The following is a 15,232-nucleotide window of genomic DNA, read 5'->3' as shown; positions in this document are numbered from 1 at the left end:
CAAGGGCCGGCGGATCTTTCCGGCCTTCCGAAACACGACGTAAATTGCGTAAAAGACGCACCGCCTTCCGGGTTCCCCGCCGTGGCGACAAGTGCTGCCCGCACGATATGACGACCAAGCGGTGCTGCAACGGACGCAAATGACCTATTTCAAAGCGAGCCGGCTTTGCAATGCGGGCGCGACGCGGAATCTGTCCCAAGGCCGCGACATATCCGGGCTTTTACGCGGTTTCTCGACGAAGAATTTTGTGCATGCAAGCGATTTTGATTCAGGACAGGCATAATCCGCAGTTCACGCGTGATGCTGCACTGCGGTATCGCCGGGATGACAAGCGGGGCCGCCGGCAGGTCAGGACGGCGTGCTGGATGCGTAAGCGGTTTCCCAAAAAATAAGACTTCTCGCACCTCCCTGCGATGCAGGAATCGAATATGTTTGAACTAGAACACACGCGGATCGTCGATCTGCCCTCGGCCAGCCGCATTGCGTATTTCGAAGCCGGTACAGAACATCGCGATGCACCGCCGTTGCTGCTGGTCCACGGCTCGCTCTGCGATTTCCGTTATTGGGAGCCGCAGATGGCCGCCTTGTCGGCGAAGCGTCATGTCATCGCCGTCAGCCTGCCGTATTTTTATCCCGTGACGGCGCCGCAGGGCGCGGCGTTCGGTATCCAGTCCCATGTCGATGCGTTGCTGAGTCTGATTCACGCGCGTAATTGGGGGCAGGTAACGTTGGTTGGGCATTCGCGTGGGGGCTGCGTTGCTTTCCATGCAGCGTCCCAGGATCCGTCCCTCTTCGATCGCCTGGTACTCGCCGACCCGGGCGGCAAGCCCGCCAAACCGGGCGAGGATCCGCGTCCCGTGGCCGCGATCGGTGCCGATGGGCGGCCGCAAGGCGCCTATGCACCCGAGGATCCGCGTATGCGTGCTGCGGCCCAGGTCGAAGCCGGTGACATCGATGGCGGCCTGGAAATGTTCGTCGATGCCGTCAGTCGTCCGGGCTATTGGCTGCGCAGCGCGGAAAGCTTCCGGACCATGGCGCGCGACAATGCCAGCACTTTGCCGCGGCAGGTTCGAGACACCTTGCCTTTGTATTCGCGCGAATCGGCCAGTTATGTGACCATTCCCACGCTGATCGTCAACGGCGACAAGAGCCCGCCTGGATTCCTGGCGACGTCGGAAACGCTAACCGACTGGCTTCCCTATGCGCAGCGGACGGTGCTCCGCGGTGCCTCGCACGGGATGAATCTGACGCATGCGTCGGACTTCAACCGCGAAATCCTCAGTTTTATCGGCGCCTGAATCCGCCCGGAGCCGCCTGCGCGTTGCGCTCTGCCGCGCAAACTGTTGTTTTATGCGCGAGCGCCACACCCCCGTCCGCGCCAGTGCCTAATCGCAACCGCAAGCGCGGCGAAAGACTCTATACTCAATCCATCCCGGGCGTCCTGCCGCTTGCCGGCCATCGCGATTCACCGCCTTGGCATAGGGTGAATATGTCAGGTCGCCAAGTCGGGAGTACGCATGCAGTGCAGTTCGGACGCACTTTCCACGGAAGGTTCGGTCGAACACGTGCGATGCGTATGGCGTTGCAATGGATGGGCACGTTAGGCAGAAGCACCGTCGCATGGAACGGACGTTCGTTTCAATCGTTGGTACTGCCAATTGATCTTCTGCTATTTGTTGTGTGATCAATAATTGTAAACACAACGCGTTTCATTTTCGTCATACCTAAGATGAGGATGGGCGTTGAACGAGCAGTCGATCAGGCGAAGCCTCCCCAGCGCACGTTCAGGAACGAGGGGGCGTACATGATTGTCGCGATGACGGGACGGACGGGGTCGGGAAAGACGACATTGACGCGCGCGTTGACGGGGATCGACTCTGCCGATCTGCCGGACGAGGCGCGCGGCGGCCTGTGGGTGAGTCCGGCGCAACGCTATATCGCGTCCACGCCCGATGGCGCGCCCGTCGAGGCCGACGTCGGCGCCAGCATCGTCCCGGTCATTGCCGTATTGGACGGACCGGCGAGTGTGCGCGCCCGTCAGGCGCATTGGGACATGATCGATGCGGTGATCTGGACCGTCGATGCGGCCGACGACATCGATGCGCAAATCGACGCGGAAGCGTTCAGCGCGGCGGGCTGCCCGGGCCGGCTCCAATGCGTCGTGGCGTTGACGCGCCTGGACACGCTGACGCCCGCGGCGGCGGAGCAGGCGCGCGCCGTCTTGCGCGCGCGTCTTCGCGCAAACGGCGATGCCGCCACCCCTATTTTTGAGACATGCGCGACCGATCCGTTCGACGAGGGCGTGCATGCCTTGCGCCATCATTTGGCATCGATCGGCATGTCGTTGCCGGTGCGCCCCGCGCGCACCCTTGCCGTCGAGCGTGTATTGGCCTACGAGGGCGCATCGATTCGCCTATCCGTGCTTCGGACCGATCCACATGGCCGCAGCGGGTTGACGGTGCTGGAGTCGTCCATCAGCGGGACCTGGTTGGTAGACGCGGCCGATTATGCGGAATGGTCCGATGCGGTGGTACGCACGCTGAGCGCGCACCACGCGGCCTCGCCGCATGACGAAGGGCTCGCGGCTTCTTTGCTGCGGAAGCAACTCAAGCCGTCGATCCCATCGGCGGCGTGGCAGGCAATCGCCGAATCATTGTGTGTGTCGGGACTGGTCGTGCGATGCGGCGCCTGCCTGCAGACGCCGGAGCACCGACGCGCCTCCGATGACGCCGAAAACCTGCCGGTGACGGCGATCATCGCCGACGTCGCCGCCGGGCGGTTCAATCCGCCCTGGGTGCGTGACATCGCCGCGCAACGGCAACTGCCCGAGGCCCAGGTTCGGCGCATCCTGCAGCAACTGGCGCACGAGGGGCGGGTCTATGAAGTCGTGCCGGATTTGTTTTATGACCGCTTTCAGGTGGCGATTCTGGCGCGCCTGCTGAACTCTCTGGCCCAATTGGGCGTGGGCTCGGCCAGCGGCGCCAAGGGCGAGGTGGCAGCCGCCATTTTCCGCGATGCCACCGGTGTGGGCCGGAAGCGGGCGATTCAAATATTGGAGTTTTTCGATCGCGTCGGGTTCACGCAGCGCGTGGGCGACAGCCATTGCGTCGAGACGGCGAGCGATTGGATGCGATGGTTCGATATTCAGCCGGAAGCGTCGGCCACCAAGCGGGGAGTGCCGGAAAACGGCGAAGGCGCGCATACGTCGGCGGGAGAAACGACGGCGAAGGAAAGGCTTGCTACGTAAGGTGAGGCGGGAATCCTGAATGTGGCGCGACGGGGCATCCTGTCCACGGGCCATCAGGCGGGCCCCACAGCGTCGCAAGCAATCGCGCGCCGCAAACGGGGCCGGGGTGCTGCTTAGTGACCTGCGCGGTTCTGAATGACGCGTTCCGCTTCTTGCGACCAGCGGCCGCTAGCCAGCATGACGCGCAGTTCCGAGTGACGCAGATACGATTGCCACACTTCTTGGAAGAAACGACGCACACCACTGCCTTGTGCGCGCGATTTTGCAGCGTTCGAAGCAAAGGAGGGGGTCGGCGAGGCGCTCATGATATGTCCTATATGACAAGTTCACACGTTTCGAGGGCTGTTCGACGCCACCCGGCGTCGTTCTTACAAGTGCCCTAGGTGTTAACCCTATTATAGGACGATCTTGATCAAGCGCAAGGGTTAACCCCTAACGTTTTGCCAGACTCAGCCGAGATGGTCCAAACCGTTGCCAAAAAGCCCAGCCTGGTAATCGCGGATCGCCTGATGGATCTCCTCACGGGTATTCATCACGAACGGGCCGTGCGACACGACCGGCTCGCCGATCGGATCCGCCAGGCAGAGCAGAAGGCGGGCCGACTGGGCGCCTGTCTGCAGCGTCAATGTATCGCCATCGTCGCCGATGCGCGCCAGGTGATGTTCCGGAAGCGTGGCGCCGGCAATCTCCACCGCGCCAGACACCGTATACAGGAATACCTGCTTCGCGGCCTGGGCCGGGATCGCCAGCGTCGCGCCGGGGCGCAAGGTGAGCACCATGGCCTGCACGCCGGTCAAGGAAACGATCGGTCCGTCGGTCTGCGTGCCAGCATCGGTCCACGTGCCTGAAATCACCGTGACGTCGGCGCGTCCCGCGTCCGCCTGCACGGTCGGCAGCTGATCCGCCTGGAGCCCGGTATAGCGCGGCGGGGTCATCTTCAGACGACTTGGCAGATTCACCCACAATTGCAGGACCTCCAGCGGGCCGCCGTCCCGTTTGAACGTATCGGGCGAAATTTCGGCGTGTATCAGGCCGCTGCCCGCGGTCATCCATTGGACGCCGCCGGCCTCGATCACGCTCTCATGGCCACCGGTGTCGAGATGGGCCAGATTGCCTTCCAAAATAAACGTGACCGTCTCGAAGCCGCGGTGCGGATGCGGACCGAAAGGGAGCCCGTGATTGTGCGGGGGATAGACCTGGGGGCCGTGGTGATTCAGGAACAGAAAGGGATCGAGTTGGTCCACACCGGGACTGGGCACGGGGCGGCGGGTCAGCAGATCGCCGATATCGTCGCGACGGGCGCGGTAGTGTGCAATAAGCGAACGCGGACGCATGGGGCGAGTCATCTCGAAAAACGAAAAGTCCTCATTGTAGGGGATCGTGGCCCTATTCTTTCATTCCCCATTGTCACGCGTCAGTCGTCTTCGCTCAGGCGAGCGCGGATTTCGTCCTCGCGCAGATGCGGCGCGAGCATTTCGATCAGACGATAGGTATAGGTGCGCAAATACGTGCCGTTGCGAATCCCGATCCGCGTGGTGTTCGGCTCGAACATTCCCGGCGTGTCGAAGACCACCAGATGGTCGTCGCGAACCGGATCGACGGCCATCGCGGCGAGAATACCGACGCCTAAGCCGACCTCGACATAAGTCTTGATGACGTCGGCGTCCATGGCAGTCAGGACGATGTCCGGGTTCAAGCCGGCCTTCTCGAACGCCGCGTCGATATGCGGCCGACCCGAGAAATCCTTGTCGTAGGTGATGATCGGATAGTTGGCGATGTCGGCGAGACCGACCTGCGATGCCTCGGCCAGCGGATGGCCGCGGCGCACCGTGATCACGTGATGCCAGCTATACGACGAGAAGGTCGTGATATCGGGATAGCGATTCAGCGCCTCGGTGGCGATGCCGAGGTCGGCTTCGCCGCTCAGAACCATTTCGGCGACCTGCGTCGGGCTGCCCTGGCGCAAGGCCAGATGCACCTTTGGGAACGCTTCGCGGAACCGCTCGATGACCTTCGGCAGCGCATAGCGGGCCTGCGTGTGCGTGGTCGCCAGCACCAGGCGGCCGGCTTCCTGGGCGGCGTAATGACTTGCCGCGCGCTTCAGGTTTTCCGTATCCAGCAGGATGCGCTCGATCAACTTCAGCACGCCGGTGCCTGGATCGGTCAATGCCGTCAGGCGTTTGCCGCGGCGGACAAAGATCTCGATACCGAGTTCATCCTCGAAATCCTTGATCTGCTTGCTGACGCCGGACTGCGACGTGTGCAGGACATTGGCGACCTCGGTCAGGTTGAGGTTGCGGCGGGCGGCTTCGCGAACGTAGCGCAATTGCTGAAAATTCATCGAGCGTCCTTAAAAAGCGGGCAGGATCGCGCCATGGTAGTGGCTCTTGATATAGGCACTGACGGCGGCGGATTGATACGCGGCGACCAGCGTCTTCACCCAAGGGGCGTGCTGGTCCTGCGTCCGTACCGCGATCAGATTGGCGTACGGGCTATCCGATCCTTCGCGCGCCAGGGCGGACGTCGTGTCCAGGCCGGCGTCGATCGCGAAGTTGTTGTTGACCGCCGCCGCCGTCAGATCGCCAAGCGCGCGCGGCAGCTGTGCGGCATCCATTTCCTGCAGCTTCAGCTTTTTCGGGTTGCTGGCGACATCGAGGACCGTGGCGTTATTGCCGTTCACGCCCGCGCCTGGACGTAGCGTGATCAAGTGTTGCGACTGCAACAGCAGCAGGGCACGGTTTTCATTCGACGGATCGTTCGGAATGCCGATGGACGCGCCATTCGTCAATTCAGACAGTTTCTTGATCTTGTGCGAGTAGATGCTCAACGGCGCGATATAGGTCAAGCCGACGCTGACGATCTTATAGCCGCGCTGTTGAATCTGACTATCCAGATAGGGCTTATGCTGGAACGCATTCGCATCCAGATCGCCTGCGTCCAGCGCGGCGTTCGGTTGCACGTAGTCGTTGAATTCGGTGATCTTGACCGTCAGGCCGTGCTTCGCGGCTTCCCCGCGCGCAACCTGCCAGATGTCCGCATCCGGACCGCTCATCGTGCCCAGTCGGACGACTTTCTTGGCCGCGCTGTCTGCGTCGGCGGCATGCGCGGTGCCGGCGAGGCCGGAGAGCGAGCAGACGGCGAGGCTGAGCGATGCGAATCCGATGCGGTTGATCCAGTGACGACGTTTCATGATGCCATTTCCTTGCTGCGGTGAGATATCTGCATGCGGCGGGACCCCTCAGGTCCTACAGCACAGCTCGGCATCCTCCCACACCCGTCTCAGCGGGGGAAATCACTTATCGTCATTAGGATATGCAGTCGATGGGCGGTGTATCGGCGTGAAAGTCCAGTGTTACGGTGATCCAGCCGCTCTCGTCGCACTGAATCCAGACGCCGCCGCCGTGCACGCGCATGATCGCGTGCACGATCGACAGGCCGAGGCCGCTCGATTCGGTCGATGCCGAACGGGACGGGTCGCGCCGGTAAAAGCGATCGAAAAGGCGGGCCAGATCGCTCGCCGGAATCGGCTCGCTCTGGTTGCCGATCACGATGCGTCCCTCGCTGCCGCGCAGCGTGATGCACGTTCCCGGTGTCGCATATCGGACCGCGTTCACGACCACATTGTTGATGGCGCGGCGACACATCAGCGAATCGGCGCGGACCTCGCCACTGGCCGCGATGTCGAAGCGCAGATCGCGCTCTTCGGCCAGGCCCTCGAAATAGTCGCCGATCGTCTCCAGCAGGTCTTGCAGCGGCATCGCGGTGCGGGCGCTTTCGGGTAATCCTTGGCGCTCATGGTCCGTCCGCGCCAGAAACAGGATGTTTTCGGCGATGCGGGCCAGTCGCTCCAGCTCCTCCAGATTGGATTCGAGGACCTGTCGGTATTCGGCGGCGGTGCGCGGATGCACGAGCAGCACCTGCGTCTGTCCGATCAGAACGCCGACAGGGGTACGCAGCTCATGCGCGAGATCGGCGGAAAACTGCAGCAGGCGTTGATAGCCGACGGTCAAGCGATCGAGCATCGCATTGAACGACGCCGCGAAGGTTTGCAATTCGGCGGGCGCGGCGCCGACGTCGAGCCGCACGGCCAGATTCTCCGGCGTGACATCGGCGGCGCGCGCGGCCATCTGGCGCAGCGGTGCGAGACTGCGCCGCAGACTCCATGCCGCCAGGATCAGCGTAGCCAGCAGGGCCAGCAATACGGTCGCGATCACGCGTTGGCGATACAGCGCCAGCACCTTTTCTTCCTGCGTCATCACATGCGCGGCGATGATTTCGATCGTCTCGCCGTGATTGCCGATGGTGGCGTCGGCGGCCAGCCAGCGCATGCGCCAGCCGTCGGGACGGCGACCGTCCTGCAGCGCGCCGAATTTGATCGGCTTATCCGGGGGCACCGGCGTCAGATCGGGGAGCGCCGTATGCTGAGGGTTGACGTTGATGAAAGGCGGCGCGCCGGGACGCCGGAACACGATGATGTCCTGCTCGTCGCCCATCATGGTCTCGAAAAGGGCCGGCCGTGCTTCGATCTGCTGCACCGTGTAGAGGTCGCGCAGCAGCGTGCGCATATGCTCGATCCGTGCGATCAACTGCAGGTCCGCGCGTTTGCTCAGCGCCGCGCGCGTGGCGTCGTAAAGCGACATGCCGACACCGCCCAGTGCGACGCAGACGAGAAGGCCGATCAGACAGGTGACGCGCGTTGCGATCGACGCGCCGCGCCAAGGCCGGCGCATGCGTGGCACCGATCGATGGGCCGCCATGGTGTCGGACGCGTCCATCGAATCGGATCTGGTCCTCGCATCCGTCGCGTCACGGCTGTTGCGTTCGAGCGTCTCAAGCACCGTCGGCGATCCCAAAAGCGTAGCCGATGCTGCGGACCGTATGAATCAACTTGATGGGGAAGGGCTGGTCGATTTTGGCGCGCAGTCGTTTGACGGCGACATCGACGACATTCGTATCGCTGTCGAAATTCATGTCCCAGACTTCGGAGGCAATCAGCGTGCGAGACAAGGCTTCGCCCTCGCGCTTGCAGAAAAGATGCAACAAGGCGAATTCCTTGTTCGTCAAAGTGATATCCACGCCCTGCCGGCTAGCCTTGCGTCTCAGCACATCGACATGGAGATCGGCGACCTGAAAGGTGTCCAATTCCCGTATGACGCCGCGCCGCAGCAGCGTCTTGATGCGCAAGGTCAATTCGATAAAGGAGAACGGCTTCACCAGGTAGTCGTCGGCACCCAGTTGCAGTCCCTGGATACGGTCCTGCAATTGATCGCGCGCAGTCAGAAAGATCACCGGCGTATCGCGTTTTGCCCGCACCGCCGCCATGATCTGCCAGCCGTCGATGCCGGGTAGCATCTGGTCCAGGATGATCAATTGATAGTCCTGACTCAGCGCCCATTGCAGGCCGGTCGCGCCATCACGCGCGAGATCCACCTGATAGCCGGATTCGCCGAGGCCTTTTTTCAGGTAGTCGCCGGTCTTGGGGTCGTCCTCGATGACGAGCAGGGTCATGATTGCACTAGACTAAGTATTTGCTGAACAGGCGGCCGGATGATGCGCGCGGCTGCCGCACGGAGTGCGATGGCAAGACAGGATCGGGGTCTGAAGAAAGGCGGCTGCCGCACCGCTCCGATGCCTGTATTCTAGGGGAATCCGACTGGCGTTGAATGACAAAAAAGTCATCGTCGCGTCATCCGCCCGTCAGAAGCGGCTGCGTAGTATCAAAATCCCGTTGGGAGTGATTTGAATGAGCGTACAGCAGACGATACCGAACGATGCGCGGCCCGCTGGCGGCGGCCGCAGGACGATTCAGCCGTTATGGGTGCGACTGACTCATTGGCTGACCGCTCTGTCGATCCTGATCATGATGCCCAGCGGCTGGCAGGTGTACAACGCCTCGCCTTTGTTCGCGTGGTGGGTATTCCCGCCGAATAGCACGCTGGGCGGCTGGTTGGGCGGCGCGTTGCAATGGCATTTCGCCGGGATGTGGCTGCTGTTCGGCAGCTTCGGCGTGTATGTCCTGGCGAATCTAGTCAGCGGCCGATTCGTTCAGCGATTCGGTCAATTGCGCGCGGGCGCATTCTTCGGCGATCTGAAGGCGGCGCTGACGCTAAAACTCGCGCACGCGGATCTGAGTCGGTATAACGCGGTGCAAAAGCTGGCGTATCTGGCCGCCACGCTCGATCTGTTGATCCTGGTGCTATCGGGGCTGACGCTATGGAAGCCTGTGCAGCTCTCGTGGTTACGCATTCTGATGGGCGGATATGACGCGGCGCGCTATGTCCATTTCGGTGCGATGACCTTCCTGGCATGTTTCATCGTGATCCATTTGCTGATGGTGATGTTGGTCCCGCGCAGCCTGTTGCTGATGCTGCGTGGACGCTGATCCGCTAACCCTCTTCCGATCGAACCCGCATGTCCTCGAAAAAATCCCTGCAACGTCGCCGTCTGCTTCACGGCGATAACGCGCCTAACGCGCACGACGTGATTCACGATGTTCAGCGTACGCTGTCGGTGCCGTCGCGGCGTTTGTTCGGTCGCCGATTGCTGACGCTGGGCGGCATCGCCATGCTGTCCGGATGCGATCTGAGCAACGACAAGTCGGTGAATACCGCATTGCAGCGGATTTCGGCGTTCAACGATACGGTACAGGGATGGATGTTCAATCCCGATGCAATGGCGCCCACGTATCCGGAGTCGATGATCACGCGGCCGTTCCCGTTCAACGCCTTCTACGATATCGACGACGTCCCGCAGGTCGATCCTGCCACGTACAAGCTGCAAGTCGGCGGCATGGTCAGCGGCAAGAAAACCTGGACGCTCGACGAGCTGAACGCCTTCCCGCAAGAAGGGCAGATCACGCGGCATATCTGTATCGAAGGCTGGAGCGCGATCGGTCATTGGGAAGGGGTGCGCTTCTCGCGTTTTCTCGCGGCTTGCGGTGCCGACACGCATGCCAAATACGTGGCATTTCACTGCGCCGACGACTATTCCACGAGCATCGACATGCCGACGGCGCTGCATGCGCAGACGTTGCTGACATTGCGCTATGACGGGCAGACATTGCCGCCGAAGTACGGCTTCCCGATGAAACTCCGTATGCCGACGAAGCTCGGCTACAAGAATCCCAAGCATATCGTCGCGATCACGTTGACGAATACCTACACCGGCGGTTACTGGGAGAACCAGGGTTATAACTGGTTCGGTGGCTCATGATCGCCAATCGTTCGATTACCCAAGCAAGGAGCATTGCCATGAAGTTGTCTCGCACCCGCACTGTTGGCACGTTCGCCGCTGCCGCGCTGTCTGCCGCCTGCCTGCTCGCCTCGGCGCAAGCATCGGCGCAGACGGCGAAGCCGTCGCGTATCCGTGGCGCGATCACGGCCGTGTCGCCGACGGAATTGACCGTGCATCGCAACAGCGGCGATGACGTCAAGATCATGATCACCGACAAAACGCCTGTCGGTGCGTTCAAGAACATCAAGCTGAGCGATATCAAAGCCGGCTCCTTCATCGGCACCGCTGCCACGACCGGTACGGACGGCAAGTTGACGGCCCGTGAAGTCGTCGTGTTCCCGGAATCGGCGCGTGGCCAGGGTGAAGGGCATTACGACTGGGATTTGGGCGCAAACAGCACGATGACGAACGGCAATGTCGACGCCGAACTGAAAGCGGCCAACGGCCGGAATCTGACCGTGTCGTACAAGGGCGGTACGAGTCAGATCGTCGTGCCGGACAATGTGCCGGTCGTAACGTTCGCGCCAGCCACGCATGCTGATTTGCTGGCGGGCAAGAAGGTATTCGTCGTCGCGACGAAGGGCAGCGATGGCATGTGGACCGCCACGCGCGTGGCCGTGGAGAAGGACGGCGTCGCACCGCCGATGTAAGGCCGGAGGGCGCGGCATCGTGATCCTGTCGATGTCCGCGCTGTCCGCTGTCGGCATCGACAGCCCAGACGGCGCGGGCCCTCACTGAAGCACAAGCCGCCTGCCTTGCTATACCGGGTCCTGCGTTGCATCGCGCGACGCCACCGGATCACGCGATCCGGTGTGGATCGCGCCCCCTGAGCGCAGCGTGGACGTCGGCGGTGCGGCCCCGAAAGGCCGCGGCGGCGCGTGTCGCGTTGTCGCTTGGCGTTCCCCATGACGACGCGAAGACAGTTGTTCCCGCCCTTCGTCGTCGCTGGCCGGAAAACGCGTCTGGCCGAATCTCAGAATCAAGATGCCCACCGCGAGCAGCACGATGCCGAAGGTGACGACCAGCATATGCGCATTGCTTGCGTCGTCGAAGCGCAGGATCAATTCTCGCGCGAGCGAGGCCATCGCGATGTAGAGCGGGAAACGGACCGGCAACTGGCCGAGCCGCAGATAGCGTCCATCCATCGCCAGCACTTCCAGATACAGGAACATCAACAGCAGGTCGCTCAAGGTGACATGGCCCGAGCTGAGTACCTTCCATGTCTCCTGTGCCATCGCGACGGTGGTGGCCAGGCCAATCAGTATCAGTCCGGCGATTTCGACGTAATTGATGAAATGGTCGAAGTAATGCCGGATTCGTTCAGCCAACGGCAGGGAATCATGAGGGTGGGACATAGGTTCGCCGTAAGTGGAAGGACGTCCACTTGATAATAGCGAGAAGGAAGTGTCCGACACTGCGGCGCGTTGGCGCAATGGACAAAAATAAAAGAGGGGGCGTGTGCGTGTCGCCGATTAGCGACAGCTTGCCTGTCGCCGCGTCTTGCAATAAACGGCGTGGGGCGAACAGGTAAAAGACGGTGCGCGTGGCGGCGGTGTCGCGCGCACCTATCGGCGCGTCAGTGTGTCGACGGCGTGGTCGGTGCCGGTGGTGACGGCTCGGCGGCAGCAGCGGGTTCCGCAGCGTCGGCGGTTGGCGTGTCGACTGCGGAAGGGGCGGCCGTCTGCGATGCTTCGGGCGAGTCCTTTACGGCAAGCACCGCCGCAGCGGTCGTGGCATCCGTCGCATCCGTCCGGGGAGCGTCGACGGTTTGCGGCGTCTGAGCCGACGCGTCGCTGGCGGGGTCGTCGGTCGGGGGGACGGGCTCGGCAGCCGCTTTCGCCGTCGCATCCGCCGTCGCGCCGTCAGGCTGCTTATCCTGACGCTTCGCGCGACGTGCCGCGGCTGCCAGGTAGCGCGCATGGCCGGCTTGCTCCGGCGTCACGATGCCGTCCGGTTCGCCGTTCAGATCCACGCGGGCCGCGCCATTGCTCATCGCTGCCCAGTAGCGGCTACCCTGACACCATACCTTGATGGCTTCGAGAATGGCCGGCTCCGCGAGCGCCAGCGTTTCCGCTTGTGCCGCCAGATCCTTGCTGATGCCGAGCTTCAGCGGCTTCTTCGGCTCCGGATTCTTCGGGAACGCCAATGGGAAGTGCTTCTGCAATTGACCGATGGTCAACACGACCGGATCGACCTGGCGTTCGGGCCGGGTCGGACGCGTCGGGTGACCGACACCCGGCTGCCGCTCGCGCGGCGGCCGCTTGCCGGCACCGGCACGCGGCGCGTGCTGAGTGGCCTCGGCGGATACAGCACCCGTCGTGCCGTCGGCCGGCTTCGCATCGCGTTGCTGCGAGGGGTTGCCATTGCGACGCGGCGGACGGCGTGCGCCATCTGCCGGACGGGATGCGCCTTCGCCGCGTGCGGCGTCGGGACGCGGTCCGCGACCGGACGCAGGACGCGCCTGGCCGGGCGTTTGCACGCGTTTTTGACCGCCGGGTTGCGCAGGGCGAGCCCCGCCCTGACCCCGTCGCTCGGTCGTGCGCGACTGCTCCGCACTGTTTGCTGCAGCAGCGGCCAAGGCTTTGCGTTCGGATTGCGTGGCGCGGGCGGCGCCGGAGGCCCCGTCGTTCGTCTCGCGTTTGCCCTGAGATTGCTTGCTCAGCTGCTGCTTCAGTGCTGCCAGTTCTTCAAAACCCATGTTCAGTCGTCTAAATCGCGTCGATGCTTTGGCCGAAAGGCGGTGCGATCGCTCAAGCCCGGCCGGGCCTGAGTGGTCCATCATCGCTGACAGTGTCATGCAACGACAGCATCGCAGCCCGGAAGCCGAAAAGGGAAAACGCGTCGCGCGCGCCGGAGACCGGCGCGCGCGACAAGGAGTCAGGTCCCGGCGGCAGAAGCGTGCCGGTGGCGCATTGTAACGCCCCGCATTGTAACGTTCCTTTCGCCGAGTGTAGCAGGCTCGTGCGCGACGCACCGATCTAATCGGGCGTGCGGTGCGTTTGTGCCGTGCGCATTGTGGCACATCTGGCCGCGATAGCGGGAACATCGCGCCAATCCACGTCCTTATACGTCGCCAAAAATCGCTGCGACGAGACAGATTCGGATCAAATCGCATTTTCGCGTGCTGTTGCGCCGCCAGAATGTCGGGGTTTTCATCGAATTTGGTGATTTTGCAATCGGCAACCGCATCACGCGATAGAATAATTGTGCAATCTACTACCGTGCCTGGGTGACTGACATCTTGACTATGAGCCCCCCGTCCGAGGACCCCGCCTTTATTCCGTGCCACGCCAGCGACGCGCCGTCGCCGGGCAGTGTGCCGGCCCGTCCGCCCGTGGACCCGCGCAATCCGTTGGGCATGACCGGTCTGGAGTTTGTCGAATTTGCCGCGCCGGACCCGCAGGCGCTCGGCGCGATGTTCGAGCGGTTGGGACTGGTCGCGGTGGCGCGGCACGTCAGCAAGGCCGTGACCTTGTATCGGCTCGGCGACATCCGTTTCCTCGTCAATGGCGAGCCGGACTCTTTCGCGCAGCGCTACGCTGGCGAATACGGCGTCGGCATCTGCGCGCTGGGCGTGCGCGTGCAAAGCGCGAAACAGGCGTTCAAGCACGCGTTGACGATGGGCGCTTGGCCCTTCGAGGGCGAGCGCACCGGGCCGCACGAATTGAAGTTGCGAGCGATTCAGGGCATCGGCGATTCGCATATTTATTTCATCGATCGATGGCCCGGTCGTCCGGACGACGCGTTCGGCACGCATACGCCGTCGCTGTATGAAATCGATTTTGCGCCGCTGAATGGCGCCGATCTTGCCGCCGCTACCGGTCCGGCGCCCGCGACCTCACCGACGCATCTGACGCTGGTGGACCATTTCACGCAGACGGTCGGGGCCGGGCGGATGCAGGAATGGCTGGGTTTCTATGCGGAGTTGCTGAGCTTCCATGAGCTGCAAGACCGACACCCCGACGGCTTGACGCCCGGCGCGGCAAAGGTGGTCGTCTCGCCTTGCGACAGCATTCGCATCCCGCTTTACGAGGAAGGCAAGCCGCCGACCGAGACGATGCACCGCTTTCTCCCGGATCATCCGGGCGAGGGCGTTCAGCATATCGCGCTCGCGAGCGATGACATCGTCGCCTCCGTCGATGCGTTGCGGGCGCGCGGCATGCGTTTCATCGAATGGCCGGACGCCTACTACGATCAACTCGACGCGCGCCTGCCAGGGCACGGTCTCGATATCGCGGCTTTGCGCGAGCGGCAGATCCTGGTCGACGGTCACGTGGACGACAGCGGCGCGACGCGGCTATTCCTGCAAGCTTTTCTGCGCCATGCCCCGGGGGAGATTTTCTTCGAGATCGTGGAGCGACGCGGGCATCCCGGCTTTGGCGAAGGCAACCTCGCCGCCTTGCAGCGGGCGCAGACCGCCTGATCTATCACTTCTACTTGCAACGGTCACGAAGCCGCGGTTACAATCGCGCCGTCTTTAGGGAGTAGCCTGCCTCCTGCAATGGGAGGCGGACACGTCAACATTCTCGGCCTTGGCCGTGGCGTGTCCAACCATCCGGTTTGGCGAGACTATCGACGCTGACCTCGTCCAGGGCTGGACGGGAGGTCGGCGTCATGGTTTCGCACCGTCCGGCCCTGGAGAGTCCCCATAAACATGAAATGCCGTTACCTCGGCGCTTGCGCCCCGGTCAGCCATTCGCCTGCCCTTTGCCATTGCGTGACAGGGCGTATCCCGCACTGCTTTGCTGGTTC

At 62.8% G+C, this 15,232-nt stretch carries 13 protein-coding genes, 1 pseudogene and 1 riboswitch; of the genes and pseudogenes, 6 read left to right on the top strand and 8 right to left on the bottom strand.

Annotated elements, in window-relative coordinates; all coding sequences use genetic code 11:
* The first annotated feature begins 428 nt into the window (after window positions 1-428).
* Window positions 429-1,298 carry an alpha/beta hydrolase gene (locus ABEG21_RS24480; protein WP_347558203.1) on the top strand — a complete coding sequence of 290 codons (870 nt, stop codon included), beginning with the start codon at window positions 429-431 and terminating at the stop codon, window positions 1,296-1,298.
* Between the two features lie 506 nt (window positions 1,299-1,804).
* Entirely contained in the window at window positions 1,805-3,247 is a 1,443-nt protein-coding gene (locus ABEG21_RS24475; RefSeq protein ID WP_347558202.1) for a SelB C-terminal domain-containing protein, read from the top strand.
* A gap of 113 nt (window positions 3,248-3,360) precedes the next feature.
* Here ABEG21_RS24475 and ABEG21_RS24470 read toward each other — a convergent pair whose 3' ends face one another.
* The 6 genes from ABEG21_RS24470 to ABEG21_RS24445 all read right to left on the bottom strand — a co-directional run bounded on the left by ABEG21_RS24470 (window position 3,361) and on the right by ABEG21_RS24445 (window position 8,755).
* Window positions 3,361-3,552, bottom strand: a complete 192-nt coding sequence (locus ABEG21_RS24470; protein WP_347558201.1) for a hypothetical protein — start codon at window positions 3,550-3,552, stop codon at window positions 3,361-3,363.
* A 144-nt stretch (window positions 3,553-3,696) separates the two neighbouring features.
* A complete protein-coding gene (locus ABEG21_RS24465) occupies window positions 3,697-4,581 on the bottom strand; it encodes a pirin family protein (RefSeq protein ID WP_347558200.1) in 885 nt (294 codons plus the stop codon).
* 80 nt (window positions 4,582-4,661) lie between these two features.
* On the bottom strand, window positions 4,662-5,588 hold the full coding sequence (locus ABEG21_RS24460; protein ID WP_347558199.1) for a CysB family HTH-type transcriptional regulator: 927 nt from the start codon (window positions 5,586-5,588) through the stop codon (window positions 4,662-4,664).
* A gap of 9 nt (window positions 5,589-5,597) precedes the next feature.
* Window positions 5,598-6,437 carry a MetQ/NlpA family ABC transporter substrate-binding protein gene (locus ABEG21_RS24455; protein ID WP_347558198.1) on the bottom strand — a complete coding sequence of 280 codons (840 nt, stop codon included), beginning with the start codon at window positions 6,435-6,437 and terminating at the stop codon, window positions 5,598-5,600.
* 115 nt (window positions 6,438-6,552) lie between these two features.
* Complete coding sequence (locus ABEG21_RS24450; protein ID WP_347558197.1) at window positions 6,553-8,022, bottom strand: heavy metal sensor histidine kinase; 1,470 nt, start codon at window positions 8,020-8,022, stop codon at window positions 6,553-6,555.
* 55 nt (window positions 8,023-8,077) lie between these two features.
* Window positions 8,078-8,755 carry a heavy metal response regulator transcription factor gene (locus ABEG21_RS24445; RefSeq protein WP_347558196.1) on the bottom strand — a complete coding sequence of 226 codons (678 nt, stop codon included), beginning with the start codon at window positions 8,753-8,755 and terminating at the stop codon, window positions 8,078-8,080.
* A gap of 235 nt (window positions 8,756-8,990) precedes the next feature.
* On the opposite strand from ABEG21_RS24445, the gene ABEG21_RS24440 reads away from it, so the two are divergent.
* Genes ABEG21_RS24440 through ABEG21_RS24430 form a run of 3 tightly spaced genes read left to right on the top strand, consistent with a single transcriptional unit; the run spans window position 8,991 to window position 11,130 of the window.
* On the top strand, window positions 8,991-9,629 hold the full coding sequence (locus tag ABEG21_RS24440; protein ID WP_347558195.1) for a cytochrome b/b6 domain-containing protein: 639 nt from the start codon (window positions 8,991-8,993) through the stop codon (window positions 9,627-9,629).
* A gap of 29 nt (window positions 9,630-9,658) precedes the next feature.
* A complete protein-coding gene (locus tag ABEG21_RS24435; RefSeq protein ID WP_347558194.1) occupies window positions 9,659-10,459 on the top strand; it encodes a molybdopterin-dependent oxidoreductase in 801 nt (266 codons plus the stop codon).
* Between the two features lie 38 nt (window positions 10,460-10,497).
* On the top strand, window positions 10,498-11,130 hold the full coding sequence (locus ABEG21_RS24430; protein WP_347558193.1) for a DUF5666 domain-containing protein: 633 nt from the start codon (window positions 10,498-10,500) through the stop codon (window positions 11,128-11,130).
* Between the two features lie 285 nt (window positions 11,131-11,415).
* On the opposite strand, the pseudogene ABEG21_RS24425 reads toward ABEG21_RS24430, so the two are convergent.
* Window positions 11,416-11,835: pseudogene (locus ABEG21_RS24425) on the bottom strand (phosphate-starvation-inducible PsiE family protein); the annotation flags it as partial.
* A gap of 221 nt (window positions 11,836-12,056) precedes the next feature.
* The gene (locus tag ABEG21_RS24420) at window positions 12,057-13,178 is read right to left on the bottom strand and encodes a ProQ/FINO family protein (protein WP_347558192.1); all 1,122 of its coding nucleotides are present in this window, start codon (window positions 13,176-13,178) and stop codon (window positions 12,057-12,059) included.
* Window positions 13,179-13,727: 549 nt separating this feature from the next.
* Here ABEG21_RS24420 and ABEG21_RS24415 point away from each other — a divergent pair.
* Window positions 13,728-14,903 (top strand): VOC family protein, encoded by a 1,176-nt coding sequence (locus tag ABEG21_RS24415; protein WP_347558191.1) that lies wholly within the window; start codon window positions 13,728-13,730, stop codon window positions 14,901-14,903.
* A gap of 44 nt (window positions 14,904-14,947) precedes the next feature.
* Window positions 14,948-15,113: riboswitch (yybP-ykoY riboswitch) on the top strand.
* Window positions 15,114-15,232: the final 119 nt, after the last annotated feature.

The sequence above is a fragment of the Robbsia sp. KACC 23696 genome, from assembly GCF_039852015.1.
Lineage (GTDB): Bacteria > Pseudomonadota > Gammaproteobacteria > Burkholderiales > Burkholderiaceae > Robbsia.
The sequence above is the reverse complement of the archived record's forward strand: the minus strand, read 5'-3'. Positions and strand labels throughout refer to the sequence as shown.

What these genes read in the sequence shown, in the direction of transcription:
- ABEG21_RS24480 (WP_347558203.1), top strand. Translation starts at nt 429, where the DNA reads ATGTTTGAACTAGAACACACGCGGATCGTCGATCTGCCCTCGGCCAGC.
- ABEG21_RS24475 (WP_347558202.1), top strand. Translation starts at nt 1,805, where the DNA reads ATGATTGTCGCGATGACGGGACGGACGGGGTCGGGAAAGACGACATTG.
- ABEG21_RS24470 (WP_347558201.1), bottom strand. Translation starts at nt 3,552, where the DNA reads ATGAGCGCCTCGCCGACCCCCTCCTTTGCTTCGAACGCTGCAAAATCG.
- ABEG21_RS24465 (WP_347558200.1), bottom strand. Translation starts at nt 4,581, where the DNA reads ATGCGTCCGCGTTCGCTTATTGCACACTACCGCGCCCGTCGCGACGAT.
- ABEG21_RS24460 (WP_347558199.1), bottom strand. Translation starts at nt 5,588, where the DNA reads ATGAATTTTCAGCAATTGCGCTACGTTCGCGAAGCCGCCCGCCGCAAC.
- ABEG21_RS24455 (WP_347558198.1), bottom strand. Translation starts at nt 6,437, where the DNA reads ATGAAACGTCGTCACTGGATCAACCGCATCGGATTCGCATCGCTCAGC.
- ABEG21_RS24450 (WP_347558197.1), bottom strand. Translation starts at nt 8,022, where the DNA reads ATGGACGCGTCCGACACCATGGCGGCCCATCGATCGGTGCCACGCATG.
- ABEG21_RS24445 (WP_347558196.1), bottom strand. Translation starts at nt 8,755, where the DNA reads ATGACCCTGCTCGTCATCGAGGACGACCCCAAGACCGGCGACTACCTG.
- ABEG21_RS24440 (WP_347558195.1), top strand. Translation starts at nt 8,991, where the DNA reads ATGAGCGTACAGCAGACGATACCGAACGATGCGCGGCCCGCTGGCGGC.
- ABEG21_RS24435 (WP_347558194.1), top strand. Translation starts at nt 9,659, where the DNA reads ATGTCCTCGAAAAAATCCCTGCAACGTCGCCGTCTGCTTCACGGCGAT.
- ABEG21_RS24430 (WP_347558193.1), top strand. Translation starts at nt 10,498, where the DNA reads ATGAAGTTGTCTCGCACCCGCACTGTTGGCACGTTCGCCGCTGCCGCG.
- ABEG21_RS24420 (WP_347558192.1), bottom strand. Translation starts at nt 13,178, where the DNA reads ATGGGTTTTGAAGAACTGGCAGCACTGAAGCAGCAGCTGAGCAAGCAA.
- ABEG21_RS24415 (WP_347558191.1), top strand. Translation starts at nt 13,728, where the DNA reads ATGAGCCCCCCGTCCGAGGACCCCGCCTTTATTCCGTGCCACGCCAGC.